We start from the raw sequence: 26,206 nt of genomic DNA on the forward strand, positions 1-26,206 counted from the left end.
ACCTTCCTCTAAATGACTAACCGATGATAACTTATTGTAGGGCGCATTTTCTAAAGTCGCCTCGGTTCTGACGATCGAGCTGGACGTGCCTAATCGGTTATTTCGTTATCTCCAAGCACCTCATTTTTGTATCTTATAAAAAACAGCACCAGAATATTACAACGTATCCTGTGCGAATTAACTTTCTTCGTTCAAGTAAGTGGAAACAAACAACGATGTTAGCCACAGTGCTACTATTCAATTGAACCAGTGTAAATGGTTATAGGTTTGTTTATCATACTACCCGAACTTATTTTAGAATTGCTGATCCGTACGATATATAAACGCAAATACTTCTGCAACTGCCTCATATAGCTCTTCTGGAATGGTTTCATTAATGTTTAATTGCGCTAACAACTCCACTAGAGAGGCATCTTCTAAAATAGGAATATTGTTTTCTTTTGCTGTTTCGATAATATCATCTGCAAGTTTCCCTTTTCCTGAAGCGGTAACTACAGGAGCAGTATGATGGGCTTCATGATAACGTAAGGCTGCTGCTTTCCTTTGATTTTGATTCATATTCGAAAATCAACCCCCTGATAAACCTGTGCATTAGAACTCGTTATGCTTTTCTTCTTTTCTTCTTCATGTAAGGTTATAAAAGAAATAGACGATAAATGATAATTCATTTCTCTTAACCCTTTTCTCAATAAAGGTTGTAATTTCATTGATAAACTTCGTAATGCTTTATGATCATTGAAAACGGTAATACTAACGTTTCGATTTTGGACGTGCATATCCACCACGGTTTCTTTCATGTTTGTTAATTCTAAATAGAACACAATCCGACAATGGTCTGGATCTAATTTGCCCGTACGCAATTTTTTCCCTTCAAACTTTAATTCCATATCATTAGGTAATCCTAGCTTTATAGCTGGAATTTGTAAATAAGCTTGCAAGAATCCATTCTGTGAATCCTGCACAGACGATATTTGTACGCCATTTAAATGATGGAGTACTTGCTGTATTCGTTCTTTTAAAGCACCGTCTGTTTGCTGTAAAGCAAGAATTAACTGACTTTTTAACGTTACAGGAGGCGTCTCATCCTTAGCTAATTTGTATTCATGCGAAATACCGGAAAATTGCAAATGTTGTCTCACTAATTCAAGCCATTGCTTTTTGGGCTCTGCCAATACATATGTTTGTGATAAAGTAATAAAGCGTTCTAATTGCTGATATGTTTGTGGCTTTTGCAAAGATCGAAGTTGGACTAACAAACGACCAAAATCAATTGCCTGATCATTTTTATCTGATATCAGAGTTGGGAAGGTCGCTATCGTATCCTGTTTTAATTGTGATACCTCAGCTTCAGAAAGCGTAAACTGATTGGCAGCTGCTAATAGCAGTTTACTTTCCCATTTTTTCAAAATTTGATTGGCATGCTGCATCGTTTCCTGATGATGGTGTATAAAATGCTCTAGTATTTTTAATGTTGGCAAAGACGTAATATCATGGTTCCCTCCCAACGCTTGAATAAGAGGCAACAGCTGTTTGTTTTTTCCAATAAGCAGTTGATATATGTGTTGTTGACTTTTAGCCACGTTTTCTGCAGATGGCTCTAGCAGGTCGCTTAATTGCTGTTGTAACGGTGTATTCTCCATATGTTGGGCTAACATATGGGAAAGTTTTTGTAGTTGGGCAGCAAGTTGATTGTTTTTTTGTACATGTAGAGCTTGAAATGTCTGTTCATTTATGGGTAATTCATGTATGACCATCTCTTTTATAATCGGAATAAGATCTAGTTTATTTTTATGCGCTGACATAAACTGAAAAGCTTGTTGGAGCTGCTGCCTTTTAAAAGGCACTTGTTCTTCCATCAATTGTTGAATAAAAGCAACTTGATGCGGTGATTCCTTAAAAGAAAGCTGATTTAACAAGTGTTTAGCCCCAGCGGCTGCATTTTCATGCATTTGGTTGCCTAACACTTTTAACTTAAATATCTCATCTGCCTGCATGATTTGAAAATGATAATGCAGCCCAGCTGTTAAAGGAGCTTGCAGCTGGGCTATCAGTTTTAAACCTCCTAATTGTATTTGCGCTTTATCTTGTGGGTATATTTTTAGGATTTTCCCTTGAATTATTTGACCCTTTTTTAGTTGTTGCAGTTGGGGAAATACGGTTTTTTTCAGCTGCAAAATCTCTTTTAACTGTTGAATACGCAAAACTACTCCCCCCCTCATTAGTAAATCATTTGTTTTACAGGTGCAAATGAACGGCGATGCTGTGGGCAAACTCCGTATTCCTGCAATTTTTTTAAATGCTGTTCTGTACCATATCCCATATTGGAAGCAAATTCATACATGGGATATTGCCTATGTAATTGTTTCATATATTGATCTCTTGTCACTTTTGCTAATACACTTGCCGCTGCAATGGAAATGCTTTTTGCATCTCCTTTCGTAATTGCTTCCGTTGATAATGCTAGTTGCTCCAATTCGACCGCATCAATCAATATATGCTCTGGAACAGGTTCTAGCTTACCAATTGCTTCTTGCATGGCGTATTTTGTAGCTTCCAATATATTCATTTGATCTATTATTTCACTTTCAACCATTGAAATCCCATAACTTATAGCGTGCTCTTTTATGTAATGAAAAAAATCATTTCGTTTGACTTCCGTTAATCGTTTAGAATCATCTAATCCTAGCAATAGAAAGTCAGAAGGTAAAATAACTGCCGCAGCTACAACAGGACCAGCAAGAGGTCCTCTTCCTGCTTCGTCAACACCAGCGATATATGTCATTCCTTTTTTATAGCAGGATTGTTCATAGATAGTCATCTCAGCGTGACGTTGCTGGAATGCTTGTAATTTCAACTGTTGTTTTTCATATTTTGCTATTAATTGCTGAACCCCTTTTCGCTCATCAGACCGTAAGCTTGCGAGCAGCTCTTCATCAAATTGACCCGCCTGAAACAATTTGTTTAGTTCACTTATAGACTCCTTGTGCATTTTTACCCTTCCTCTTCTTTTATCGACCAAATTATTCATATCATAAATTCCAAGAGAGATATACAGCTAAAAAAATAAATCTCCAAATAACAAGACACCCATCCGAAGATGCATGTCCCCTGTTTTGCTATTTTTATTCCTTTATTTAAAATACTTCTGTTTCTGGTGCTTCCAAAGATATTTTACCAAGTTTACCTGAACGTAAATCTTGAATAACGATTTCGGAGACTTTTGAAAAATCGACCTTGCCTCCACTTTGCAATGCCCCACGTTGTTTACCTATATAAACAAAAATATCCCACATATCTTGCAGCTCGTTACCAATGTGGTAACGTTTCTCCAAATTTTCCGGATAATGAATTTGCATATAGCGAATAGCAAATGCAACAACGTCCTGCATCGAAAGTAATTGATCTTTAATTGTTCCAATAGCCGCTAATCGATAGCCCACTTCTTCATCTTCAAACTTCGGCCATAATATCCCAGGAGTATCCAGTAATTCAAAATCCTTTTTCACTTTAATCCACTGTTGCTGTTTTGTGACACCCGGCTTATTACCTGTTTTAGCGATTTTTTTATTTGCGAAACGATTGATAAGGGTGGATTTACCAACATTTGGGATTCCAACAATAACCGCACGAGCTGCGCGAGGTTGAATTCCTTTCGCTTTTAATTTTTCCATTTTTTTTCTAGTCTGTTCTTTCGCTAATTGTATAACAGCTTGAATATCATTACGCTCATTTACATTAATGGCAATAGCTGAGATATTCTGCCGCTGAAAATAATCAACCCATTGTTCGGTTACTTGTTGATCAGCTAAATCTTTTTTCATCATTACAATCATTTTTGGCTTTTGTTGGATAACTTGCTGCAACATGGGATTTTGGGAGGATAGAGGCGCGCGAGCATCTACCAACTCGATAACAAAGTCAACAAGCTTAAGCTTTTCCTCTACTTCCCGCTTTGCTTTCGCCATATGCCCCGGAAACCATTGGATCGTCATAATCAAAACCCTACTTTCTTATTAATTGCATACGTTCAATTGGCCAATAGAGCAAACTCGTTTTACCTACAATTTGATCCATTGACACCAAACCCAATACACGACTATCCGTTGAGTTTTCTCGATTATCACCCAAAACAAGCACATAATTTTTGGGAATCTTTTGGTAGTTTCCTGGTAGGTCTTCTAATATGAAATCATTAGTGTATATGGGTAATTCTGTCTGAATTCCTTGTTTAGCTTTTAAATAATTTTGTTCTACTTCTTCTCCATTAATGTACAATATATTATCCTTTACTTCAACATGCTCCCCAGGTAAGCCGATAATACGTTTGATAAAATCTTTTTCTGTAGAAGCGTGAAAAACAACAATGTCAAAGCGCTCCGGTTTTTTTATGTCATAGATAAATTTATTAACGATCAATTGGTCTCCATTATGTAGTGTAGGCAACATTGATGGTCCCTCCACAACAACGGGAGCAAACAGAAACGTTCGAACGATAAAAGCCAAACTAAAAGCAATCAAAATTGCTTTTAACCAATCCAGCCACGCTTTGTTAGATTTCTTTTTTTTTGCTTGCTCTGTCAATTGCTCGCCCTCCCAATTTAACAAATTTGCTCATTAAAATGTTTCATCTTCCATACATTGCTATATCACCATTTCCCTTTTTCAAACAGCCTCCAAATATAGTCGTCAAAATATTATATTTTCTCAACATTTAAAAAAGGAGCTTGTGCATATTGCCAAGCTCCTTTCCCTAACATGCTCTGTCATGTATTCGATTAACGGCGTTCTTTAATACGAGCTGCTTTTCCACGAAGGTTGCGTAAATAATAAAGCTTCGCACGACGTACAATACCACGACGTGTAACTTCAATTTTATCAATCCGTGGAGAATGCAAAGGGAATGTACGTTCCACACCGATGCCATAAGATAATTTTCTTACTGTAAATGTTTCACTGATTCCACCATTTTGACGTTTAATGACAACACCTTCGAATACCTGAATACGTTCGCGGGAACCTTCCACAACTTTCACGTGTACTTTCACTGTGTCCCCAGCGCGAAATTCAGGATGATCCGTACGTAATTGATCTTTTGTAATATCTTCAATTAATTTTTGCATCCTGGTTCACTCCTTCCAAACCAATGCTCTTATCTCCTAGATGACAGCGGAACATCGTTGATTAAGTCTAAAGTACGTCACTTTAAACACAAGTATAAATATACCATATACACGAACAGACTGCAACTACTTCTTTTCGTTTTGTAACTCATTTAACATACCCTGTAAATCTGCTGATAGATTCTTCTCAAGCAATAAGTCTTTTCGCCTTTCATACGTTCGCTTAAGGGCTTGTCTTTTTCTCCACGCCTCTATTTTTGCGTGGTCGCCAGATAGTAAAACTTTAGGAACTTCCATCCCTCGAAAGTTAGCAGGTCGTGTGTAATGTGGGTGCTCTAATAGACCAGTGGAGAAAGAATCCTGAGGTGCAGATTCCTCATTTCCAAGCACATTTGGCAGCAACCGAATAACGCTATCCATCACTACCATTGCTCCTAGTTCACCACCTGTTAAAACATAGTCACCTATCGATATTTCATCGGTCACCACATGCGAACGTATACGTTCATCAAAACCTTCATAATGTCCACAAATAAGGATAAGATGATCCTCTTCTGCTAATTCTTGTGCTTTTTTTTGTGTATATGTCTCTCCTTGCGGGCACATTAAAATTATCCGCGGTTGGCTAGGACGTTTACTTTTTACTGCTTCAACGGCATCAAATATCGGTTGTGGTGCTAATACCATTCCTGCTCCCCCACCATATGGGTAGTCATCCACCTTCTGATGCTTATTTTTGGAAAAGTCACGAAAATTCACGAGATCATAGGTGAATTTATTTTTATCTTGTGCTTTCTTTAAAATCGAGGATCCCATTACCCCAGAAAACATTTCTGGAAAGAGCGTTAATACATCGATGTGCATTAGTCCAACAACCCTTCCATTAGGGAAATGGTCACTTTCTTCGCTTCTACATCCACATCCATCACTACATCTTCAATATACGGAATAAGTGCGTTTTTTCCATTTTTTCGCTCGACTACCCAAACATCATTCGCTCCAGGCGACAAAATCTCTGTAATGGTACCTATTTCTTCTCCCGCCTGTGTAACCATTGTACACCCGATTATTTCATGATAATAAAATTCATGTTCTGCTAATTGCGTCTGTTGTGAGTGGAGAATCTTTAGCTCGCAGCCTTTGAAAGCGATTATATCATTGATGTTTTGATAGCCCTCAAATTGTAGCAAATCGAAACCCTTATGCACTCGATGACTGGAAATGGTCATCTTAATAGGCTTTTGTCCATGTTTTATAAGGTAGACATCATTACCAACCTCAAACCGATCGTCAAAATCGGTTATCCGTAACACTTTTACCTCCCCTTTTATCCCATGAGTATTGACTATTTTTCCTATCGTAAACATTTGCTCTGTCATTATCTCACCTGCTATTCATCAATTCGTATCACGATATTATCCTTTACAATGATTGCCTGTTCTTTCATTATTTCATTCCATTGCGATCCTTCTGTAACCTCAACAAGAGCTTCAACTTCCCTTTCAACAATTTCACTACCGATTTCAAGCATATCCAATTGCTCTATTTTAAACTCAGCAAGTTTGATCTTTTCTTTTCGATTATTTAATTCTTGTTGGAATCGATGCTCGATTTCCTGCTTTGAATAACCGGATTTATTTTGCAATTTGCGTTGCTCAAACAACAACTGTTGACACTCTTGTTCAAGTCGCATTTTATGATCATGAAAATTGGCTTTGATTTTTTCCTTACTATTCTCCGTTAACACCTGTTTTATTTGTACCTTTTTGATAATTTGCATATTGATCGCCTCACTCTCAAAACGTCTAAAACAGAACATAGCTTTTTTAGTTGGGACTAAACATATTGAAAATGGCTTGACGTATTCTTTATTTTCTTCCTTGAACTCCGAATACGTATTAACGAATCTGAAGAAACGTTCGTTTACTTCTATGCAGCATTTACGTTTGAACAAAGGCGCAAAGCGCCCGTTTAGGAACGTAGCGACTGGAGCGAATCAACTAAAGTTTTAGGAATCATGCTCCTGCAACAGGAGTATGCCGACGCCTAAGCGGCAAGCCCGTTTTTACTCGGACTTCCTCTTAACCTCGAACCGATGTTGACTTAAGGTAGGAAGATTTCGCGAAGTCGCATCGTTGCTGGGTTCGTGCGCAGGACGTGACGATTCGGTTATTTCGTTATCCCTAAGCAACTCATTTTATACTTTCTTATCTTGTAAAAAGGGAAAGGGTTTATTTTCTCCCTTTCCCTTTACATAATATCTAAATACACACGTTTATTACTATTTGTCTTTGCTGCATAAACAACCGTCCGAATTGCTTTGGCAATCCGCCCGTTTTTACCGATCACCTTACCGACATCTTCAGGATGAACAGAAAGATGATAAACAATTTTCGTTGCTTCCTCTGTTTCTTTAATCACAACATCTTCAGGATGATCTACAAGTGATGTAACAATCGTTTCAATAAGAGCTTTCATGTTATCACTCTACTTTGCAACTTGATTTTTTTGCTCGTGGAACTTCTTCATGATGCCTTGTTTAGAGAATAGATTGCGAACTGTATCACTAGGCTTTGCACCTTTAGACATCCAGTCAAGTGCTTTATCTTCATCTATTTTAACTTCAACTGGATTAACTACAGGGTTATATGTTCCGATTTGTTCAATAGAACGACCATCACGTGGCGCACGTGAATCAGCGACAACAATACGGTAGAAAGGGTTTCTCTTTGATCCCATACGCTTTAAACGAATCTTTACTGCCATTTTCTTGCACCTCCATCTTTAAAAACTTAACACATTTTTAAATTCTAGCAGAAAAAACAAAGTCTGTAAAGTGTTTTTCCATTACAGAAAGAAAATATTGTATTTCATGAGTTATTCCATTGTTAGAAAGAACCATTAAATGGTGCTAAAGTAGCTCGAAATACATATCATCTCCTAAAAAGCGTTATACGCTAAAGGCATTTCATTTGGCAAAGGAGTTCCTCGTTATTACATAAATGGGAGTTTCATGCCTTTTCCTTTTTTACCTTTCTTGCCTTTTTGCATATTGGTCATTTGCTTCATCATTTTCTTCATTTCTTCAAATTGCTTTAGTAATCTGTTTACTTGTGACACATTCGTACCTGAACCTTTAGCTACTCGTTTTTTTCTGCCCGCATTCATGATGCTTGGATCTTGACGTTCTTGCTTGGTCATAGACTTTATGATTGCTTCCACATGCGAAAGCTGCTTTTCATCAAATTGGGCGTTTTTTAGCCCCTTCATTTTGTTTGCCCCAGGGATCATGGCCATTAAATCTTCTAATGGACCCATTTTTTTCACCTGTCCCATTTGCTCCAAAAAATCGTCCAAAGTAAATGACATCGTGCGCATTTTCTCTTCCAATTCTTTGGCTTGCTTTTCATCTACATTGGTTTGTGCCTTTTCAATTAAAGATAGTACATCGCCCATGCCTAAAATCCTTGAAGCCATCCGGTCAGGGTGAAATGCTTCTAATTCATCAAGCTTCTCTCCCATTCCAGCGAACTTGATTGGCTTATCAGTTACAGCTTTAATCGAAAGAGCTGCACCACCACGTGTATCCCCATCCAGCTTCGTTAAAATGACGCCTGTTATATCAAGCTGCTCATTGAAGCTTTCCGCAACATTTACTGCGTCCTGTCCAGTCATGGAGTCAACAACAAGATAAATTTCATGAGGTTGAACTTCTGCTTTAATTTGTTGTAATTCTCCCATCAGTTCGTTATCTACATGTAAACGCCCAGCAGTATCAATAATGACATAATCATGATGGTCTTCTTTTGCCTTTTCTAACGCATTTTTGGCAATCTCAACCGGATTTGCCTCTGTCCCCATGGAAAACACAGCCATATCAAGCTGACGCCCCAATGTTTCCAGCTGTTGAATTGCTGCCGGACGGTAAACATCACAGGCAACAAGTAGAGGGTTACGATTGTGTTTTTTGCGCAATAAGTTTGCTAGCTTTCCAGAGGTGGTTGTTTTCCCTGCTCCTTGTAAGCCTACCATCATAATTACAGTAGGACCGCGATCAGCTACAGCAATTTTACTTTGTTCACCGCCCATTAGGGCCGTTAGCTCTTCTTTGACGACTTTAATAACCTGTTGTCCTGGAGTTAAACTTTCCATTACTTCTTGACCAACAGCACGTTCTTTAATATTTTTGATAAGGTCTTTAACCACTTTATAGTTCACATCAGCTTCTAGCAAGGCCAAACGGACTTCTCGCGTCATTTCTTTTACGTCTTGCTCAGATACCTTACCCTTACCAGTTATTTTTTTTATCGTACTTTGCAGGCGGTCAGCTAATCCTTCAAATGCCATAGAAGGTGTCCCCCTAATCCAATTCTTTTAATTTAATCACGAGCTGTTGCACATCTTTGTTGCCAGAAGTTATTTCTTCTAGCTGCTTTAACAGCTCAAAGCGCTGCTGAAATTTATTATATAAGCTAAGCTTTTGCTCATACGTTTCCAGCATTTGTTCCGTTCGCTTTATATTATCATACACAGCTTGCCTTGATACATCAAATACTTCAGAGATCTCTCCAAGCGAATAATCCTCCAAATAGTACATTTCCATATAATTTCGCTGTTTAGGTGTAAGTAATGCCTGATAAAAATCAAATAGATAATTCATTCTTGTCGTTTTTTCCAGCATCTTGTACACCTCTTATCGTTAATTTATTAGATAAACGTATTTCGTGCGTCTCGCTTACGTCGTTAGAAATGGCGTTTCTCACAATGATAAACTTACTTTACTGACTACAAAGTAAGAATAACGAAATGAAATATATGTGTCAAGTAAACTTCCTTTATTCTTTGTCCAGTAAATCAGCAAATAAACCATAGACAAATGCATGTGCATCAAATGGGCGTAAATCATGAACACCTTCTCCTAAACCGACAAACTTAACCGGTATTTGCAACTCATTTCGGATAGCTAAAACAATTCCACCTTTAGCCGTTCCATCTAGTTTGGTTAATACGATTCCCGTTACATTTGTTGCCTCAGCAAATATTTTAGCTTGACTTAACGCATTTTGTCCTGTTGTCGCATCCAACACAAGTAAAACTTCATGCGGTGCATGAGGAACTTCTCGTTCGATTACACGCTTTACTTTTGCTAGTTCGTTCATTAAATTCACTTTGTTTTGCAGCCTGCCAGCGGTATCACAAATCAGAACATCGGCTTGCTTCGATTTGGCTGATTTGATCCCGTCAAATATAACAGCTGCTGGATCACTTCCGGAATTTTGTTTCACGACGTCAACTCCTGTTCGCTCGCCCCAAACTTCTAATTGTTCAATGGCTCCAGCGCGAAAGGTATCCCCAGCAGCAAGCATAACCTTCTTTCCTTCCTGCTTAAGCTGATGAGCTAGTTTACCAATTGAGGTTGTTTTCCCTACCCCGTTTACTCCAACAACTAAGATAATAGAAAGCTCACCTTCCTGAAGAGAAAGACTTTCTATTTCCTGTTCATTATCACCATAATAAATTTCTACCAGCTTTTCAGAAATGACATCTTTCATTTCTGTCGTGTCTTTAATGTTTTGTCGCTTTACTTCCATTTTTAATTCGTCAATCAAGTCCATAACAGTAGCTACTCCAGTATCAGCAGAAATTAGCACCTCTTCCAATTCTTCAAAGAAGTCTTCATCCACTTTTCGATATCTAGCGAGTAAATCGTTAATCTTACTGGAAAATGTTTGTCGGCTCTTTTTCATTCCTTCTTTATACTTTTCTGATACATCTTCCACATGCTCTTCATTTCTTTGAAACTTGTTTTTTAACTTATCCATAAACCCCATTATGCATTCCTCCTTATTGTTCCACTAATTGGTCTGTATCTTCTAAGCGAACGGATACTAACCGTGACACACCTGACTCCTGCATCGTTACCCCGTATAACACATCTGCTTCTTCCATTGTACCTTTACGGTGAGTAATAACGATAAACTGCGTCTTTTCACTAAACAATTTCACATATTTGGCAAACCTTGCTACATTGGCTTCATCCAACGCAGCTTCCACTTCATCCAATACACAAAACGGAACTGGGCGAACACGTAAAATCGCAAACAACAATGCAATCGCTGTTAATGCCCTTTCTCCGCCTGATAACAATCCGAGATGTTGCAGTTTTTTCCCTGGTGGCTGTGCAATAATATCCACCCCTGTATCAAGCAGGTTTTTCGGATCGGTCAATTTTAGTTCCGCGTGCCCCCCACCAAACAATTGCTGAAAAACATCGGCAAATGCTTCTTTAATTTGCGAAAATGTTTCACCAAAACGGTTTTTCATTTCTTCATCCATTTCACTGATTACTTGGTAAAGGGTTTGCTTTGCTTCAACAAGATCTGTTTGTTGTTCTTTTAAGAAGCTATATCGCTCATTAATACGCTCATATTCATCAATAGCTCCTAAATTTACCGTTCCTAATTGTTCGATTTGCTGTTTCAATTGTGTAACGGAAGCTTTAGCAGCTCGTTTATCTTTTGCTTTTTCGTACATTTGCTGAGCCTTTTCATATGTCATCAAGTACTCACTCTGCAAATGGTTTAGTAAATTCTCAAGCTCTACATCGATTCGATTGGACTGAACTTCCTTTTGATTTAAAGTTCGTCTAAGTTCATCTAACTGCTTGTGAATCAGCTTTAGCTCCTGTTCTTTATCTTGAATCTGTTTGGAGCGAGTAGTACGTTCTGTACGTATTTTTTCAAGAGAAGCAGTTATTTCTTGCTTCGCTCTGGATTGCTTCCTAATCGTATCATCTATTTCTTCCTCTGATTCGTTTGCTGCTTGAAATTCCTCTAAGTTTTTCCATTCTTCTACATATTGGTCATATTCATGTTGAAGTTCTGTGAATTGTTCTTGTACTTGCTTCGTTTTTTCACGCTGATTTCTTACCCGTTCATCTTGCTCTGCCAATAAAACTTGCTTTTGGTGTAATTCTTCCTGCAGTTTTTCTTTATTGTTTTTCAGTTCCGTTTGCTGTTTATTTAAATCCTGAATTTCTTGTTCAATTTCTTTCGCTTGCCGATTAAACTGAATTAGCTCTTTCTCAAGAAGTTGCTTACGGTTGGCTAGGTCGTCGCGATCCTCTATATGCTGCCGCTTATCTTGATCATAAATGTGTAATTGATCATTTAAAGCATGTAGCTTCATTTCCAGTTCACGAAAATTGGTCTGCATTTGTTGTAGCTGCTTTTGTTCGGCTTGCAACGTTGTTTCTTCTGTTTTTAACTGCTCTTCTAAAACTTGAATTTGTCGTTTTTGACGCTGGACATTTTTTTCGAATTCCAATATTTTTGTGTCAAAAGCTTGTAATTTTGCAGTCATTTCTTCAAGTTCTTTTTCACGTGTAAATAGAGATTGATTCGTTTTTTTCTTTGCGCCCCCAGACATAGATCCACCAGGGTTAACTACATCGCCTTCCAATGTAACGATACGGTAACGTCTGAAAGACAAAGCTGCAAGCTCATTGGCATCTTTTAGTGTTTTGGCAATGACGACATGACCCATTAAATGGCTAATAGCTTTACGGTAAACGGCATCTATCTGAATAAGTTCAGCCGCAATTCCGACATAACCAGCATGGCCAATTAGTTTTCTTTTTATATCATCTGGAACAAACCGTTCTTGGATAGAAGAGAGTGGCAAAAACGTTGCTCTGCCGTTATTGGTTTGTTTCAACCAGGAAATAGATTGCCTCGCAGAACGCTCATCTTTTACAACAATATGCTGTGCTTGCCCCCCGAGTACTGTCTCCATGGCGGTAATATATGATTTGGGCACATCTATTAATTCAATAATCGCACCGTAGATATCAGAAAGCTTCTTTTCTTCTCTCGCTTTTAAAACCGCTTTAACCCCTTGAAAAAAACCTTGAAAATCTTCTTTCATTTCCTCTAGCATTTCTTTTTTCGATTTGATTTTTTCTATATACTGATATCCTTGATACAATTTGGTTTGAGCTTCTTGAAAAGCATGACGCTCTCGTTCTAATGATTGCTTGATGGATTGAATATTTTGTTCTTTTTGGGTGCATGTTTGCTTTTGCAGTTCAACATCAGGTGTGAGCCGCTTCACTTTTTCTTGTAATTCTTCTCTATCATGAATCAGTCCAGCAAATTTTTCCGATTGCTTCTCTGTTATAGCAGCAACCTGCTGTAGGCGTTCTTCCACTGTTTGTTTTTCATTACGTTTAGCAGCTTGCTGGTTTAAGCACTCAATATAATCTGATTTCCGATCTTCTATCTTTTCAGCTAGATCCGCATCCCCTAAACATAGCTTACTTTGTAACTGTTTAACAGATTGTTCCGTTGCTTTTTTTGCTGTTTGCAAATCCGCCAAATGTTTCTTTTCTTGCACAAATACATCATGTAACTGCCCTATTCGTACAGAGGTTTGATTCTTTTGGGAATCTAGCTTCGCCTTGTTTTCAGAAAAGTGCTTGGAACGCTCCAGAAACAACTGCTTTTTTCCCTCATATTTCTCTAACGTTTGCGTTACCGTTAATAAATCTGCTTGCAATTGCTCGAATTGTTGATCCATTTGTTCTAGTGTGTAACGTTCCTTGTCTTGCTCCTTTTCTTTTTGATCCATCTTATGTTGGACGATTTGCTGTTTATCTTTCAACTGATCTATTTCTTTTAATAACGATTGCCACTCTGTATGAAGACGTTCAATCTCTGCTAGCAAGTAGGCAATCTCTGTTTCCTTTAATTGATCTTTGAACACCTGATATTGACGTGCTATTTCTGCTTGTTCTTGCAATGGTTGGATTTGTTGTTCAATTTCATGAATAATATCTTCCACGCGATTTAAATTTTCTTGTGTTTCAGCAAGCTTATATTCTGCCTTTTTCTTTCGTTGTTTATATTTTAAAACACCTGCAGCTTCTTCAAATATGGTTCTTCTTTCTTCGGCCTTAGAGCTTAGTATTTCTTCTACTTTCCCTTGACTAATAATCGAAAAAGCTTCCCTGCCTAGTCCAGAATCCATAAATAAATGGACAATATCTTTTAACCGACAGGACTGGTTATTAATATAGTACTCACTATCTCCGGAACGATAGACACGTCTCGTTACACTTACCTCATCATAATCTAACGGTAGAAGTTGATCATGATTATCAAGAACTAATGTTACTTCAGCAACATTTAACGGCTTACGCGTATCACTCCCTTGAAAAATGATATCTTCCATTTTAGAGCCGCGCAGCGATTTCGCTGATTGTTCACCAAGCACCCAACGGATAGCGTCTGTTATATTACTTTTACCACTTCCATTTGGTCCTACAACCGCGGTTACCCCTGGAACGAAATCAACGTTTATTCGTTTAGCAAACGATTTAAAGCCTACGCTTTCTAATCTTTTCAAATACATCCGACATTTCTCCTAATTAATGAAAGAATATGTATACTATCATACTCTATACTACTAATAAATTTTTGAAGCTGAGACAAACGTAAATCTAAACGATCTAGAAATGGAGGATAGTACATATACCCCTCTCTGGATATAAACTTCGCACACATTTGATAGCTATTGAGTGTTCTCTTGCAACCCGCTATCGGGTCGCACAGATGGCTTTTTACCGTTTAGCTGCTAAACCAGCACATCATCTGTCTTCAGAGTTGACTGTTTTCGTTACGCCTCAGCCTTTGTACTTTAACACTTTTTCTTATACTATTCATAGTGGCTCGAACTAAAAGTATTTCTCATGTTAAAGCAAGAAACCAAATTAGTTGACCGAGTTCAAAATAACTGAACCATCACGTCATGGAACAGATTTCAGAACAACCGCGTGAACAAAAGCGCGAGGCTCCCGTATAGCAACGTAACAACGGAGATAAAGGAATCATGGTAAGGATACGAACCAATGACGGGAGATTCGTGAAGTTGCCTAGTTGCTGGACTCATGCGCCGAGACGTGACGATTCGGTTATTTCGTTATCTTCAAGCACCTCATTTATAGTTTCTTATACAATAAAAAACGGTTGGCATTTTACCGCATTTATTTTATCATAAATGTAATGGTAAAAGAAGTTTAGAACGTGACATGCAAAATAAAGGAGCTGGCAAGTAATGAATTTAGATTACCCCTCACAAGAAAACTTAAAAATATTACTAGATAGAATTGCAGATCATCTGTCGGTTGTAAACCGTACCATTATGAATGCGGAGGATTATGATTTGAATAAATATGATGAACTAAAATCGTTGTACGATATGATAAAACGAAAAGGACATCTCAGTATGCTAGAAACGCAAGCATTCATTGAAGAATTGAGAACCATTCGTAAATAAGTATGAAAGCGAAGTCGTCTTATTAAGCACTTGTCAGTACTACAGAAAGAATAACTTCGCCCCGAGCATGTACCAGATGCAGTTATATCTGATGTATTACCATAAATGATCTAGGAAAAAATAGCAAAAGGCTGTAAAAATGGTACAGCCTTTTGCTAGTGTTTATATTTATCTAAAGCAGCTTTTGCCGCTCGTTGTTCTGCTTCCTTCTTTGTTCTGCCTATTCCCGAACCGTACACTTCCCCCTGAATAAAAGCTTTTGCTACAAATTCCTTATCGTGAGATGGTCCTCGTTCCTCGACAATTTTATACTCCACTGAACGATGCTTTATTTGTTGAATTAATTCTTGTAATTGACTTTTATAATCCATCGCATGCGAAAAAGCACCATTTGTTATTTTCGGAAACACGTGTTCTTCCAGGAATTGTATGGTTGTATCAAATCCCTGATCTAAGTAAAGCGCGCCTAAAAACGCTTCAAACACATCTGCCAAAAGAGCATCTCGGTCACGCCCTCCTGTCTGTTCTTCACCTTTACCTAATAAAATATACGTCCCAAAGTGTAAGCCACGTGCGAAACTGGCTAGCGAAGGTTCACAAACGATAGCTGCTCGTAATTTCGTCATTTCTCCTTCTGGCATTTGTTTATTTGTTCGAAATAAATATTGAGAGACACCTAACTCTAATACAGCATCTCCTAAAAATTCCAGCCTTTCATTATCCGAAATAACTTTATCACGATGCTCATTCACATAAGATGAATGAGTAAATGCTTGCATGATCAGCGAGGGATTACGAAAATGAAGACCTAATTGTTTTTCTATTTGGACAACATTCATGAACGGCACCTCAGTTTTATTGATCTAATATACAGAAAGCCTCGTTATGACGAGACTTTCATCCGCTATACTGTTAACCTTGTAAATTATTTATGTAGTTAACAGCATCACCTACTGTATTAATTTTTTCCGCTTCTTCATCAGCAATTTCCATGTCAAATTCGTCCTCAAGTTCCATAACAAGTTCGACAACATCTAATGAATCGGCTTCTAAGTCTTCTTTAAAAGAAGCTTCCATCGTTACTTTTGATTCGTCGACATCAAGACGGTCCACAATAATTGCTTTTACACGATCAAATACATCTGCCATATCCAGTCACCCCCTTTCAAGTAAAATATCGTACAAAACAGATGCTACATTACCATTCCGCCATCAATATGGATCGTTTGCCCAGTAATATAATCCGCATCACCACTAGCTAAAAAACGAACGACTTTTGCTACATCCTCTGGTGCTCCAAGCCTTTGCAACGGGATCATTGTTAACATATCTTTATGTTGTTCTTCCGATAATGCATCCGTCATATCCGTAGAAATGAAACCTGGAGCTACTGCATTAACATGTATATTTCTAGAAGCCAATTCTTTTGCAGTTGTCTTTGTTAAACCAATCACACCTGCTTTTGCAGCTACATAGTTGGCTTGTCCAGGATTACCACTAACTCCGACAATCGAAGCAACATTAACGATTTTCCCGGAGCGCTGTTTCATCATCTGTCTCGTAACTGCTTTGGTACAGATAAATACACCTTTCAAGTTTGTATTAATCACTTCATCAAATTCCGCTTCCTTCATTCTCATGAGTAAATTATCCCTCGTTATTCCAGCATTATTCACAAGAATATCCAATGTGCCAAATTGTGAAACTACTTCCTTTATCATCGTTTTGACATCTGCTTCATCTGCTACATCCGCTTGGATTTTAACAGCTTGTCTGCCAAGCTGTTGAATCTCATTCACAACAGCCTCTGCTTTCGCTTCACTTCCCGCGTAATTGACCGCCACATTTGCACCTTGCTTCGCTAATTCGAGTGCAATGGCACGTCCTATACCTCTAGAAGCTCCTGTAACCAGTGCATTTTTTCCAGTTAACATTAGCCCTCCCCCTTAAACCAAGAAATAAATTCATTTAGTGAGTCAACATCTTGTACGGCAAAAGTTTTCGTTTTTCGATCAATTTTTCTAACTAGTCCGCTTAAAACTTTTCCATTTCCTAATTCTACAAAAGCATCCACATCATGCTGCATCATGTTTCGAATTGATTCTTCAAAACGAACAGGGGAATAAAGCTGTTTCACTAGTAAATCCTTTATCTCATTATGCTCCCTTACTGGTTGGGCAGAAACATTCGCATAGACTGGAATCGCAGCATCGTTAATGGTTACTTGGTTTAAATACGCAGCAAAAGATTCATTGGCTGCTTGCATTAACCGGGAATGAAATGGTCCACTAACGTTTAAAGGTAAAACACGTTTCGCTCCATTCGCTTTCAATATTTCAGCAGCTTGCTCGACACCTTTTACAGAACCGGAAATAACGATTTGACCTGGGCAGTTCAAATTCGCCATGTCCACTACTTCTTCCTTCACTTCTGCTAATGAAGCTTGAACAGCTTGCTCATCTAAGCCGAGAACAGCGGCCATCGTTCCTTTCCCTTTTGGAAATGCTTCTTCCATTAATTTTCCACGAGCAGCTACCAATGGGAGTGCTTCATCAAACGAAATCGCCCCAGAAGCAACGAGAGCACTATATTCTCCAAGGCTATGACCAACCGTCATGATTGGCTGCACCTCGTGCTTTAAAAGTTGAGTGTGTATAGCGGTACTTATTAATAACAGTGCCGGTTGGGCATATTCGGTTGCAGTTAACTGTTCTTTAGGCCCATTAAATATAATTTGACTTAAATTTGTTTGTAACAGTTCATCTGCTTCATGGAATAATTGTTTTACCTCAGGGTAGGTGTTATACATTTCCCTTCCCATGCCTACTTCTTGAGACCCTTGACCTGGAAACATAAACGCAACTTTTTTCATTGTTTTTCCCCCTTCGCTATAGGTATCGACTCAATGGTTGATTGGATTGTTTCTGTAATTTGGTTTTCTACCATATAGCGTGCTTGCTTAATTGCGTTGGTTATCGCTCGTTGATCTGAAGAACCATGTGCCTTAATAACTGGAGCTTGCAGGCCAAATAAACCCGCGCCGCCATATTCCGAATAATCTAACTTTGTTTTCAATGCTTTTAAATCCTTCTTTAACATACCAGCCGCTAATTTACTTTTAGTGGATGCGGTAAATGTCTGCTTTAACATGGAAAAAATGGAGCTAGCTGTTCCTTCAATAGTTTTAAGGGCGATATTTCCTGTAAAACCATCGGTAACAACAACATCTGCAACCCGATTTAACAAGTCTCTCGCTTCGACATTGCCCACAAAATGAAGCGGAGCTTCTTGAAGTAACTGAAAAGTCTTCTTTGTTAATTCAGATCCCTTTCCGTCCTCTGTGCCAACATTTAATAAACCTACTTTAGGGAGTTCTATAGAGCGGACTCTACTTGCGTAAATAGAACCCATAATAGCATATTGCAGCAAATGGTTTGGTCTTGCATCTACATTGGCACCAACATCCAAAAATAAAAACCCTTGTCCATCCAGCGTAGGCAGCGTCGGGCTTAAAGCAGGGCGTTCAATGCCTTTAATTCTCCCAATTACGAACAAGCCTGCACTCATCAAAGCTCCAGTATTTCCGGCAGAAATACAAGCATCTGCTTTTCCTTGCTTCACTTCATTCGCCGTTAAGACTAATGATGATTGTTTTTTTCTTCTGACTGCCCGGACAGGCTCGTCCTCTGCTGTAATTATTTCCGTTGTATGTAAAATACGAACTCGCTTATGATCGCTTGCATATTTTTTTATTTCTGATTCATCGCCGACTAACGTAATGTGTAGATCTTTTATTTCAGAGACAGCTTTCATGGCACCAAGTACTACCGACTCCGGTGCATGATCGCCCCCCATCGCATCAATAGCTATTCTCATTTAGTCTGCTCCTTTGTGCTGATTCGATTGATACATATGGAAAACACCTGTAAATACTAATTCATTTTCTACAAAACTGTTCACATGGACAAGCGTCAATCCCTTTTCTTTCCCTTTTACCACAGCTTTTGCTATGACACGTTCGCCTTCTTTTACTTGCCTTGTGAATTTCAGATCTGATTTAGCTGTTAAAGCCAACTCATCATTTAGTACCGCAACAGCCAATGAGTTCGCCTGGGCAAATAAATGATGCCCTCGAGCAATTTTATTACGAGAAAACACATGCTCCTGACGAATATCTAGTATCGAAATAGCCCGTTCATCTAATTCTAAATCAATTACTTCGCCGATCACTTCTTCAAGTGGCAATGCTTTAACCATTTCGTTCCACTGCTCTGTTGCAACTGACTTAATACGTTGGCGCAACTCAGGAATGGACAATTCCATCCGGTCGAGGCGAATGGTTTGAATACTTACATCAAACTGCTTGGCTAATTCTTCATCTGTTATAAACGGCGTTTGCTCAATAGTCTCTTTTAATAAGCGCTGACGTTCAGCCTTTGGTCGTTTCATGACTGCACCATCCATATAGAATCTTTTAAAAAGTTGTTCAAAAAAGCTTAGTACCATTACGTGAAATTTTTTCATTTGCTAGTTTCAGTGCTAGATGGACGTAAAGAATGCCTACTCTTGCATGATGCAGGTTCAGAGAAAGTATCTTTATAGCTGAGCTTCTCATACACTGCCCTCCATCTAACCAATAGGACAAATGCTTCTGTTAAAGTCCGTTACTACGGTCCGCCGTAACTCCAATGCATACAAAAGCAGCATACTTTACAGAACAAAGAAACATTTGCAGCAGTGTGCAGCTTTTTTTCAAGATTTCTGTAATCGTAATGGAGCTCTAACGCAATATTCTTTTTTGGACATAGATTTCACATGTCTAATTATGACTTGCTCCTAATAGTAATATATAATACCACGCCTTTTTATGCAAACATTTATTAATCCAATTTTTCATCGGCTTGGAAATTATTTTCTACATATTGGAGAAGTGCCTGATATTCTTTAGTTTCCAATAAATCATTATCAATAATTTCCTGTGCATCTTTCCTGGCCGTTTCTAAAGCACGATAATCATGAACCATGTCAGCTACTTTAAATTCTGGCAGTCCACTTTGTTTTTTACCAAAAAAATCGCCTGGTCCACGCAATTGCAGATCCTGCTCCGATAAAGCAAAGCCATCCGTCGTTTCTGCCATAATGCGCATGCGCTCTTTCCCAGTCTCTCCTTTGGGATCGGAAATTAAAATACAATAGCTCTGTTTGTCCCCCCTGCCTACTCTGCCACGTAATTGATGCAATTGAGATAAACCAAATCGCTCTGCATCATAAATCATCATAATAGTTGCATTAGGAACGTTTACGCCCACTTCCACAACTGTGGTCGAAACAAGCAAGTGAATTTCATTATTGGCGAATTGTTTCATGACGGTATCCTTTTCTTCAGTCGATAGCCTTCCATGCATTAAACCGATATGAATGGACGCTGGAAAATACGCCCGTAGCTCATGAAATACATCTACTGCGCTTTGAATATCCAATTTGTCTGATTCCTCTATAAGTGGGCAAATGACATACGCTTGCTCACCAGAAGCAATATGCTTACCGACAAACTGCAATACGCGATCCAGCATCGATTCTTTAACCCAATACGTTTCGATTTCTTTTCTACCTACTGGCATCTGATCAATAACAGAGACATCCATATCTCCAAATGCAGTAATTGCCAAAGTTCGGGGAATTGGCGTAGCTGTCATAAACAAAACGTCTGGATACAAACCTTTTTCTCTTAAAACCCGCCTTTGCTCTACCCCAAATCGGTGTTGCTCATCAACAATAACAAATCCCAGATCGGCAAATTGCACATCGTCTTGAATCAATGCATGTGTCCCGACAACAATATCAAGTTGATGAGTAGAAATTTGTTCCAGTCGTTCTCTCCGTTTTTTCCCTTTAACAGAACCAGTAAGCAAGGTGATGGAAGCCCTATCTCCAAACAATTCAGTTAGCGATTGGTAATGTTGTTCTGCTAATATTTCGGTTGGAACCATTAAAGCACTTTGCTTTCCAGCTGTAACAGAAGCATACAAGCAAATGGCTGCTACAGCTGTTTTACCGGAACCAACATCGCCCTGTAATAAACGATTCATCCGATAAGGAGATGTCATATCTACTAAAATCTGATGAAGTGCAGATTGCTGTGCATCCGTTAATGTAAATGGGAAACTATCCATAAATTCCTTCACACGTTGGTGATCGTATTCCTGGGCGTTACCAGCGGTTGCTTCACGTTTCCATTTTCGCAACAATTGCATCTTTAATTGAAATACTAAGAACTCTTCATAAATAAACCTTCTCCGCGCATGCTTCAATGCAATCCGGCTTTTAGGCATATGCATAGTCTGATATGCTTCTTTACGACTTGGTAATTTGTATGCTGTTAAAAAAGGCGCTGGCAGTATTTCATCAATAGCGGCTGCATAGCTAGCCAATGCCTGCTGGATGGCTTTCTTTAATTTTGTTGGTGACAGTTCCCCTTTAGCTGGATAAACAGGCTGCATTTCATCTTGCTGGGGAGCAGGGCCTTTTTTATAAGTACTCACCGTAATTTGCAGTCGGTGTGCGTCCCATTTTCCTACTAGAGTCACAGTATCTCCACTATGAATATGCTTTTTAGCAAATGCTCTATTAAAAATAACTGCTTTTACAGCAACTTGTTCTACCTCTAGCGTGAATGTTAAACGCGATTTTTGCTTTCCATAAAAAGTGAGAGAAGGATCATGTATTACCCTTCCCTCAATTGTAACTTTATCATCATGTATGAGCTCACTAAGAGGTTTTATTTCAAACACATCGTAACGATACGGAAAATAATTCAGTAACTCTTCCACTGTATGGATGCCGATCTGAGCAAAATCCTCGCCCATTTTTTCCCCGACACCTTTCACATGAGTAACAGGATCGGATAACATGTAACATCACTCTTTCTTAGCTTGATAATCCTAGCAATTTATCTTTTAGCCATCGGCCGGTTGGTGTATCCGCTAAACCTCCCTCTCCTGTCTCTCGCAAGCTGGAAGGCATCTGTTTACCAATTCGATACATCGCACCGATTACTTCGTCGCATGGGATTCTACTAGTTACACCGGCGAGTGCCATATCCGCAGAAACGATAGCTAACGAAGCACCTCCAGCATTTCGCTTTACGCAAGGAACTTCCACAAGACCAGCCACAGGATCACATACGAGCCCGAGCATATTTTTTAGTGTCATTGCAAATGCTTCAGCTGATTGTTGTGGTGTTCCGCCAGCCATTTCTACAATAGCAGCAGAGGCCATTGCTCCTGCTGACCCCACTTCAGCTTGGCATCCGCCAGCAGCCCCTGAGATAAACGCATTATTCGCTACGACAAACCCAAATGCTCCCGCCGTAAATAAATATCGAAGCATTTGTTCACGGGTTGGCTTGAGCTGATTTTTAACAGCGAATAGTGTGCCAGGTACACAACCTGCACTCCCGGCAGTTGGAGTAGCGCAAATCGTGCCCATCGCCGCATTAACTTCATTTGTCCCCATCGCTTTACTGACAGCATCTAATAGCAAATGTCCTGAAAGCGGGGTTTTCTCCTGCATATAGTTTTGAATAAGGACTGCATCTCCTCCGGTTAAACCGGTAACGGATTCGACACCTTTCAACGCATCTCCAATGGCTTTTTCCATCACCTGTAAGTTTTGCTCCATTTCCTGAAACAACTGTTGACGCGTTTTTCCTTTTACTTCCATCTCCTGGAGGATCATCACTTCTGAAATGGAGATTTTTTGTTGTTCAGCAGATTCCACCAATTCCTGGACAGTCCGAAACATACATGTTCACCCCTTTCTTCTATGTTTAGCTGACGATCTTAGCAATCTGTATAATATGATTCGCCTTCTCCAGCTCTCGTAATATATCATCTTCCACGTTTTGGTCAACTTCTATAACCATGAGTGCTTCTTTACCTACATCTTTTCGATTCACTTCCATATGACCAATATTGATTTCGTGCTTCGCCAATACAGACGTCACCGAGGCAATCGCGCCAAACCGGTCATTGTGCATAATTAATATCGCAGGATGGTTTCCAGACAAACGCAATTCAAAGCCATTTAATTCAGTTATTTCTACTTTACCGCCACCAATGGATATGCCGACCAATTCTAATGATTCTTCATCGTTTCCTATCATTAGCCGTGCTGTGTTTGGATGACTGACAGCTGCACTATCTTCAATGAATTCAATTTGCATGTTGCGGTCAGCAGCTATTTTCAAAGCGTCTTTCATCCGTTGATCATCTGTATCAAACCCGAGCAAACCACCTATTAAGGCAAAATCTGTTCCATGTCCTTTATATGTCTTAGCAAACGATTCATAGAGATGAATTTTTGCCCAAGTCGGCACTTTACCAAATAAACTGTGTGCTGCTTTGCCAATTCTTGCTGCCCCAGCTGTATGTGAACTTGATGGACCAATCATTACTGGACCAATAATGTCAAAAACGGAATTATATTTCAATGTAGCACCCACCTTTATTTTTAATAACGTAACTCTTACCTTCTCTGATTGATTATAACAAAAAAATGGTAGTGAATCATTAAGAGAGATAATCTAATAGATAGATTCATTTCCACCTTCTGATCCGGCGGTTCTTTAAAATGAGTACATTTCGCTAAAGTTGCTGTTTTAGATAGTGAATTAAAACAAATGAAGCTGTGCATTTGATTAATTTGTTGAAGTAATTAAATCTCAATAAGTATATCTGAAAGAATAAACACAGTTCTCCTGTTAATGAATTTGTGAAAGCGGATGATTAATTGACTTTATCTTGTATCACCGATATAATTACATCTTGTGGATTATATTTGTTATAATCGGGCGGGAGAGGGACAGGAAATACATTGAGGAGTTTGTATGCCTGATAAGAAAAACAACTTGAAACGTGCCAACAGTTCCTCACTACGTAATGAATGGATCGCAGGTATAATTGGTTACCTTACAACCATGTATATTGTAGTTGTTAATGGTTCCATTCTTAATGAAGCTGGGATCACTTTAGAAAGTGGTATGATAGCTACCATTCTTGCTAGCTTTATCGGCACATTGCTAATGGGAATATTCGGTAAGCTCCCATTAATCGTCATACCAGGAATGGGTATTAATGCATTATTTGCATACTCCATTATCGAAGGAACTGGGCTCACCTTTCAGGAAGGTCTAGCTGTCGTTTTGATTGCGGCGATTATTTTCTTAATTACCGCTTTTACGAAGTTAGGTGTGTTATTAAAAAAAGCAATCCCTGATTCGTTAAAGCATGCTATTACAGTCGGATTGGGCTTATTTCTGATCTTAATTGGTTTAGAAAAAAGTGGACTTGTTAGCAAAGGAAGCAATACAATTATAGCAATTGGCGACTTTACTTCACCGACAGTTATTGTTAGTCTGATTACACTATTTTTAGCAATATTCCTGTTTGTGAAAAATATCCCAGCCAACTTTTTAATCACCATGGTGTTAGGAACAATTATTGCTGCCATTGGCGGAATTATTCAACCAGGAAACCAATCATTGCATGTAGAATGGAGCGAAATACTCTTTTTCCCTTCTTTTAATGCAATGGGTGAAATTACTTTCTGGTTAGCTGTATTCCCCTTAGCGATGATTCTAATCTTCGAAAATATGGGATTATTGCACGGGCAGCTCTCTATGCTTAAACGTGAAAACCTATACCAAAGAGCATATCAAGTTACAGCTTTTTCAACATTAACCTGTGCATTCCTTGGCACATCGCCAACTGTATCTGCTGCTGAAAATGCTGCGGTTATTGCTTCTAAAGGAAGAACAGGGAAAACGGCAGTCATAGCCAGCTTTCTTTTCTTAGCAACCATTGTGCTCATCCCTTGGATTACCATGATACCCAATACAGCGATTAGCCCGATTTTAATTATTGTTGGCTTTTTAATGGTACAAAATATAAAGCAATTGCCGCTTGATCATTTATCTGAGTCACTGCCGGCTTTTCTAATCGTTGTTATGATTCCATTCACCTACAGCATAGCAGATGGAATGGCTTTTGGTTTTATTGCGTATCCGATTGTTAAAATGGCAATTGGCGAAAAGAACGAGCTGTCACCAGCACTGCTAGTAATTTCAAGTTTATTCTTGCTTGATTTTGTTATAAAAATGATGGGAATTTAATGGCGTATTCTTTAGCATTCAAGTTAGTACACCATTTTTATCCTATCATACTCATTAAGACACTTTTATCATGAATAAATCGTATGAAATCAAATTTGATGATTTTGATTTCATACGATTTTTATTTTCTAGAGTAGATTAAAATTTCTGTCTTAAGGATCTTCCTACATATGCAAAAATGGAATCACCATAAAGCATAAATAAACAAGTCATTATTATTGCTTTCACACTGCAGCTGCTTTGGATCTTCTAATTACACTCATAAAGTTATAGTACCGCGAATGTGTTGTAGTGAACTTTGTCCTTTGCTGTTTAGTCGGGAGCAATTTTTTGGCTTCACAAACGACTATTTCACTTGGGCAAGCAACTTTTCCGCTTTAATGAGCGACTTTTTCATTTTGACGTATAAAAATTCGTTTTCCTAAAATAGTTCGTTTTCTGTAAATAGAAACATGTGAACAAGGGTTCCTTGCATGAACAGCAAGGAACCCTTGTTCGTCTATTGTTTATCGTGTTTCACTCCATAACAACCAGCAGCACCTTCTCCAAGTACCATAACCAAACAAATCTCGGGATACGG

26 protein-coding genes are annotated in these 26,206 nt (G+C 38.7%); 2 read left to right on the forward strand and 24 right to left on the reverse strand.

The window, feature by feature from the left end; genetic code table 11:
- Nucleotides 1-294: 294 nt before the first annotated feature.
- From D1839_RS02865 to smc, 15 genes are all read right to left on the reverse strand, one after another.
- On the reverse strand, nucleotides 295-558 hold the full coding sequence (locus D1839_RS02865) for an EscU/YscU/HrcU family type III secretion system export apparatus switch protein (RefSeq protein ID WP_120378384.1): 264 nt from the start codon (nucleotides 556-558) through the stop codon (nucleotides 295-297).
- Nucleotides 555-2,201 carry a hypothetical protein gene (locus D1839_RS02870; RefSeq protein ID WP_120378385.1) on the reverse strand — a complete coding sequence of 549 codons (1,647 nt, stop codon included), beginning with the start codon at nucleotides 2,199-2,201 and terminating at the stop codon, nucleotides 555-557. Before D1839_RS02870 ends, D1839_RS02865 begins: the two co-directional genes overlap by 4 nt.
- Before the next feature lie 17 nt (nucleotides 2,202-2,218).
- Nucleotides 2,219-2,989, reverse strand: coding sequence for a ribonuclease HII (locus D1839_RS02875; protein ID WP_120378386.1), 771 nt, complete (start codon nucleotides 2,987-2,989; stop codon nucleotides 2,219-2,221).
- 145 nt (nucleotides 2,990-3,134) lie between these two features.
- Nucleotides 3,135-3,992 (reverse strand): ribosome biogenesis GTPase YlqF, encoded by an 858-nt coding sequence (ylqF, locus tag D1839_RS02880; RefSeq protein ID WP_120378387.1) that lies wholly within the window; start codon nucleotides 3,990-3,992, stop codon nucleotides 3,135-3,137.
- 10 nt (nucleotides 3,993-4,002) lie between these two features.
- Complete coding sequence (lepB, locus tag D1839_RS02885; protein ID WP_120378388.1) at nucleotides 4,003-4,581, reverse strand: signal peptidase I; 579 nt, start codon at nucleotides 4,579-4,581, stop codon at nucleotides 4,003-4,005.
- Nucleotides 4,582-4,775: 194 nt separating this feature from the next.
- Nucleotides 4,776-5,120 carry a 50S ribosomal protein L19 gene (gene rplS, locus D1839_RS02890; RefSeq protein WP_120378389.1) on the reverse strand — a complete coding sequence of 115 codons (345 nt, stop codon included), beginning with the start codon at nucleotides 5,118-5,120 and terminating at the stop codon, nucleotides 4,776-4,778.
- 126 nt (nucleotides 5,121-5,246) lie between these two features.
- Entirely contained in the window at nucleotides 5,247-5,984 is a 738-nt protein-coding gene (gene trmD, locus D1839_RS02895; RefSeq protein WP_120378390.1) for a tRNA (guanosine(37)-N1)-methyltransferase TrmD, read from the reverse strand.
- Nucleotides 5,984-6,499 (reverse strand): ribosome maturation factor RimM, encoded by a 516-nt coding sequence (gene rimM, locus D1839_RS02900; RefSeq protein WP_120378391.1) that lies wholly within the window; start codon nucleotides 6,497-6,499, stop codon nucleotides 5,984-5,986. Before rimM ends, trmD begins: the two co-directional genes overlap by 1 nt.
- A gap of 11 nt (nucleotides 6,500-6,510) precedes the next feature.
- The gene (locus D1839_RS02905; protein ID WP_120378392.1) at nucleotides 6,511-6,900 is read right to left on the reverse strand and encodes a YlqD family protein; all 390 of its coding nucleotides are present in this window, start codon (nucleotides 6,898-6,900) and stop codon (nucleotides 6,511-6,513) included.
- Nucleotides 6,901-7,370: 470 nt separating this feature from the next.
- Nucleotides 7,371-7,598, reverse strand: a complete 228-nt coding sequence (locus D1839_RS02910) for a KH domain-containing protein (RefSeq protein ID WP_120378393.1) — start codon at nucleotides 7,596-7,598, stop codon at nucleotides 7,371-7,373.
- A 9-nt stretch (nucleotides 7,599-7,607) separates the two neighbouring features.
- A complete protein-coding gene (gene rpsP, locus D1839_RS02915) occupies nucleotides 7,608-7,886 on the reverse strand; it encodes a 30S ribosomal protein S16 (RefSeq protein ID WP_050352714.1) in 279 nt (92 codons plus the stop codon).
- A gap of 228 nt (nucleotides 7,887-8,114) precedes the next feature.
- Nucleotides 8,115-9,467: a signal recognition particle protein gene (ffh, locus tag D1839_RS02920; RefSeq protein ID WP_120378394.1), complete on the reverse strand. Its 1,353-nt coding sequence runs from the start codon at nucleotides 9,465-9,467 to the stop codon at nucleotides 8,115-8,117.
- A gap of 13 nt (nucleotides 9,468-9,480) precedes the next feature.
- The gene (locus D1839_RS02925) at nucleotides 9,481-9,801 is read right to left on the reverse strand and encodes a putative DNA-binding protein (protein ID WP_120378395.1); all 321 of its coding nucleotides are present in this window, start codon (nucleotides 9,799-9,801) and stop codon (nucleotides 9,481-9,483) included.
- A gap of 154 nt (nucleotides 9,802-9,955) precedes the next feature.
- Nucleotides 9,956-10,942: a signal recognition particle-docking protein FtsY gene (ftsY, locus tag D1839_RS02930; RefSeq protein ID WP_286164712.1), complete on the reverse strand. Its 987-nt coding sequence runs from the start codon at nucleotides 10,940-10,942 to the stop codon at nucleotides 9,956-9,958.
- 22 nt (nucleotides 10,943-10,964) lie between these two features.
- Nucleotides 10,965-14,531: a chromosome segregation protein SMC gene (gene smc / locus D1839_RS02935; RefSeq protein ID WP_120378397.1), complete on the reverse strand. Its 3,567-nt coding sequence runs from the start codon at nucleotides 14,529-14,531 to the stop codon at nucleotides 10,965-10,967.
- Nucleotides 14,532-15,233: 702 nt separating this feature from the next.
- Here smc and D1839_RS02940 point away from each other — a divergent pair.
- Complete coding sequence (locus tag D1839_RS02940; RefSeq protein ID WP_120378398.1) at nucleotides 15,234-15,455, forward strand: DUF1128 domain-containing protein; 222 nt, start codon at nucleotides 15,234-15,236, stop codon at nucleotides 15,453-15,455.
- A gap of 155 nt (nucleotides 15,456-15,610) precedes the next feature.
- Here D1839_RS02940 and rnc read toward each other — a convergent pair whose 3' ends face one another.
- The 9 genes from rnc to sdaAB all read right to left on the reverse strand — a co-directional run bounded on the left by rnc (nucleotide 15,611) and on the right by sdaAB (nucleotide 23,946).
- Nucleotides 15,611-16,294 carry a ribonuclease III gene (gene rnc / locus D1839_RS02945; RefSeq protein ID WP_120378399.1) on the reverse strand — a complete coding sequence of 228 codons (684 nt, stop codon included), beginning with the start codon at nucleotides 16,292-16,294 and terminating at the stop codon, nucleotides 15,611-15,613.
- A 73-nt stretch (nucleotides 16,295-16,367) separates the two neighbouring features.
- A complete protein-coding gene (gene acpP, locus D1839_RS02950) occupies nucleotides 16,368-16,604 on the reverse strand; it encodes an acyl carrier protein (RefSeq protein ID WP_050352707.1) in 237 nt (78 codons plus the stop codon).
- Nucleotides 16,605-16,648: 44 nt separating this feature from the next.
- On the reverse strand, nucleotides 16,649-17,389 hold the full coding sequence (gene fabG, locus D1839_RS02955; protein ID WP_120378400.1) for a 3-oxoacyl-[acyl-carrier-protein] reductase: 741 nt from the start codon (nucleotides 17,387-17,389) through the stop codon (nucleotides 16,649-16,651).
- Complete coding sequence (gene fabD / locus D1839_RS02960; RefSeq protein WP_120378401.1) at nucleotides 17,389-18,327, reverse strand: ACP S-malonyltransferase; 939 nt, start codon at nucleotides 18,325-18,327, stop codon at nucleotides 17,389-17,391. The genes fabG and fabD overlap by 1 nt, the downstream gene beginning before the upstream one ends.
- Nucleotides 18,324-19,331 carry a phosphate acyltransferase PlsX gene (plsX, locus tag D1839_RS02965; protein WP_120378402.1) on the reverse strand — a complete coding sequence of 336 codons (1,008 nt, stop codon included), beginning with the start codon at nucleotides 19,329-19,331 and terminating at the stop codon, nucleotides 18,324-18,326. The genes fabD and plsX overlap by 4 nt, the downstream gene beginning before the upstream one ends.
- Nucleotides 19,332-19,904 carry a transcription factor FapR gene (gene fapR, locus D1839_RS02970; protein WP_120378403.1) on the reverse strand — a complete coding sequence of 191 codons (573 nt, stop codon included), beginning with the start codon at nucleotides 19,902-19,904 and terminating at the stop codon, nucleotides 19,332-19,334.
- A 431-nt stretch (nucleotides 19,905-20,335) separates the two neighbouring features.
- Nucleotides 20,336-22,366, reverse strand: a complete 2,031-nt coding sequence (gene recG / locus D1839_RS02975) for an ATP-dependent DNA helicase RecG (protein ID WP_120378404.1) — start codon at nucleotides 22,364-22,366, stop codon at nucleotides 20,336-20,338.
- Between the two features lie 16 nt (nucleotides 22,367-22,382).
- Nucleotides 22,383-23,258 (reverse strand): L-serine ammonia-lyase, iron-sulfur-dependent, subunit alpha, encoded by an 876-nt coding sequence (gene sdaAA, locus D1839_RS02980; protein ID WP_120378405.1) that lies wholly within the window; start codon nucleotides 23,256-23,258, stop codon nucleotides 22,383-22,385.
- A gap of 25 nt (nucleotides 23,259-23,283) precedes the next feature.
- Nucleotides 23,284-23,946, reverse strand: a complete 663-nt coding sequence (sdaAB, locus tag D1839_RS02985; protein ID WP_120378406.1) for an L-serine ammonia-lyase, iron-sulfur-dependent subunit beta — start codon at nucleotides 23,944-23,946, stop codon at nucleotides 23,284-23,286.
- Between the two features lie 396 nt (nucleotides 23,947-24,342).
- Between sdaAB and D1839_RS02990 the strand changes: the two genes are divergently transcribed.
- On the forward strand, nucleotides 24,343-25,626 hold the full coding sequence (locus D1839_RS02990; protein WP_120378407.1) for an NCS2 family permease: 1,284 nt from the start codon (nucleotides 24,343-24,345) through the stop codon (nucleotides 25,624-25,626).
- The last annotated feature ends 580 nt before the right edge of the window (nucleotides 25,627-26,206 follow it).

It is taken from the genome of Roseburia sp. 1XD42-34 (assembly GCF_009917385.1).
Taxonomy (GTDB): domain Bacteria; phylum Bacillota; class Bacilli; order Bacillales; family Amphibacillaceae; genus Virgibacillus.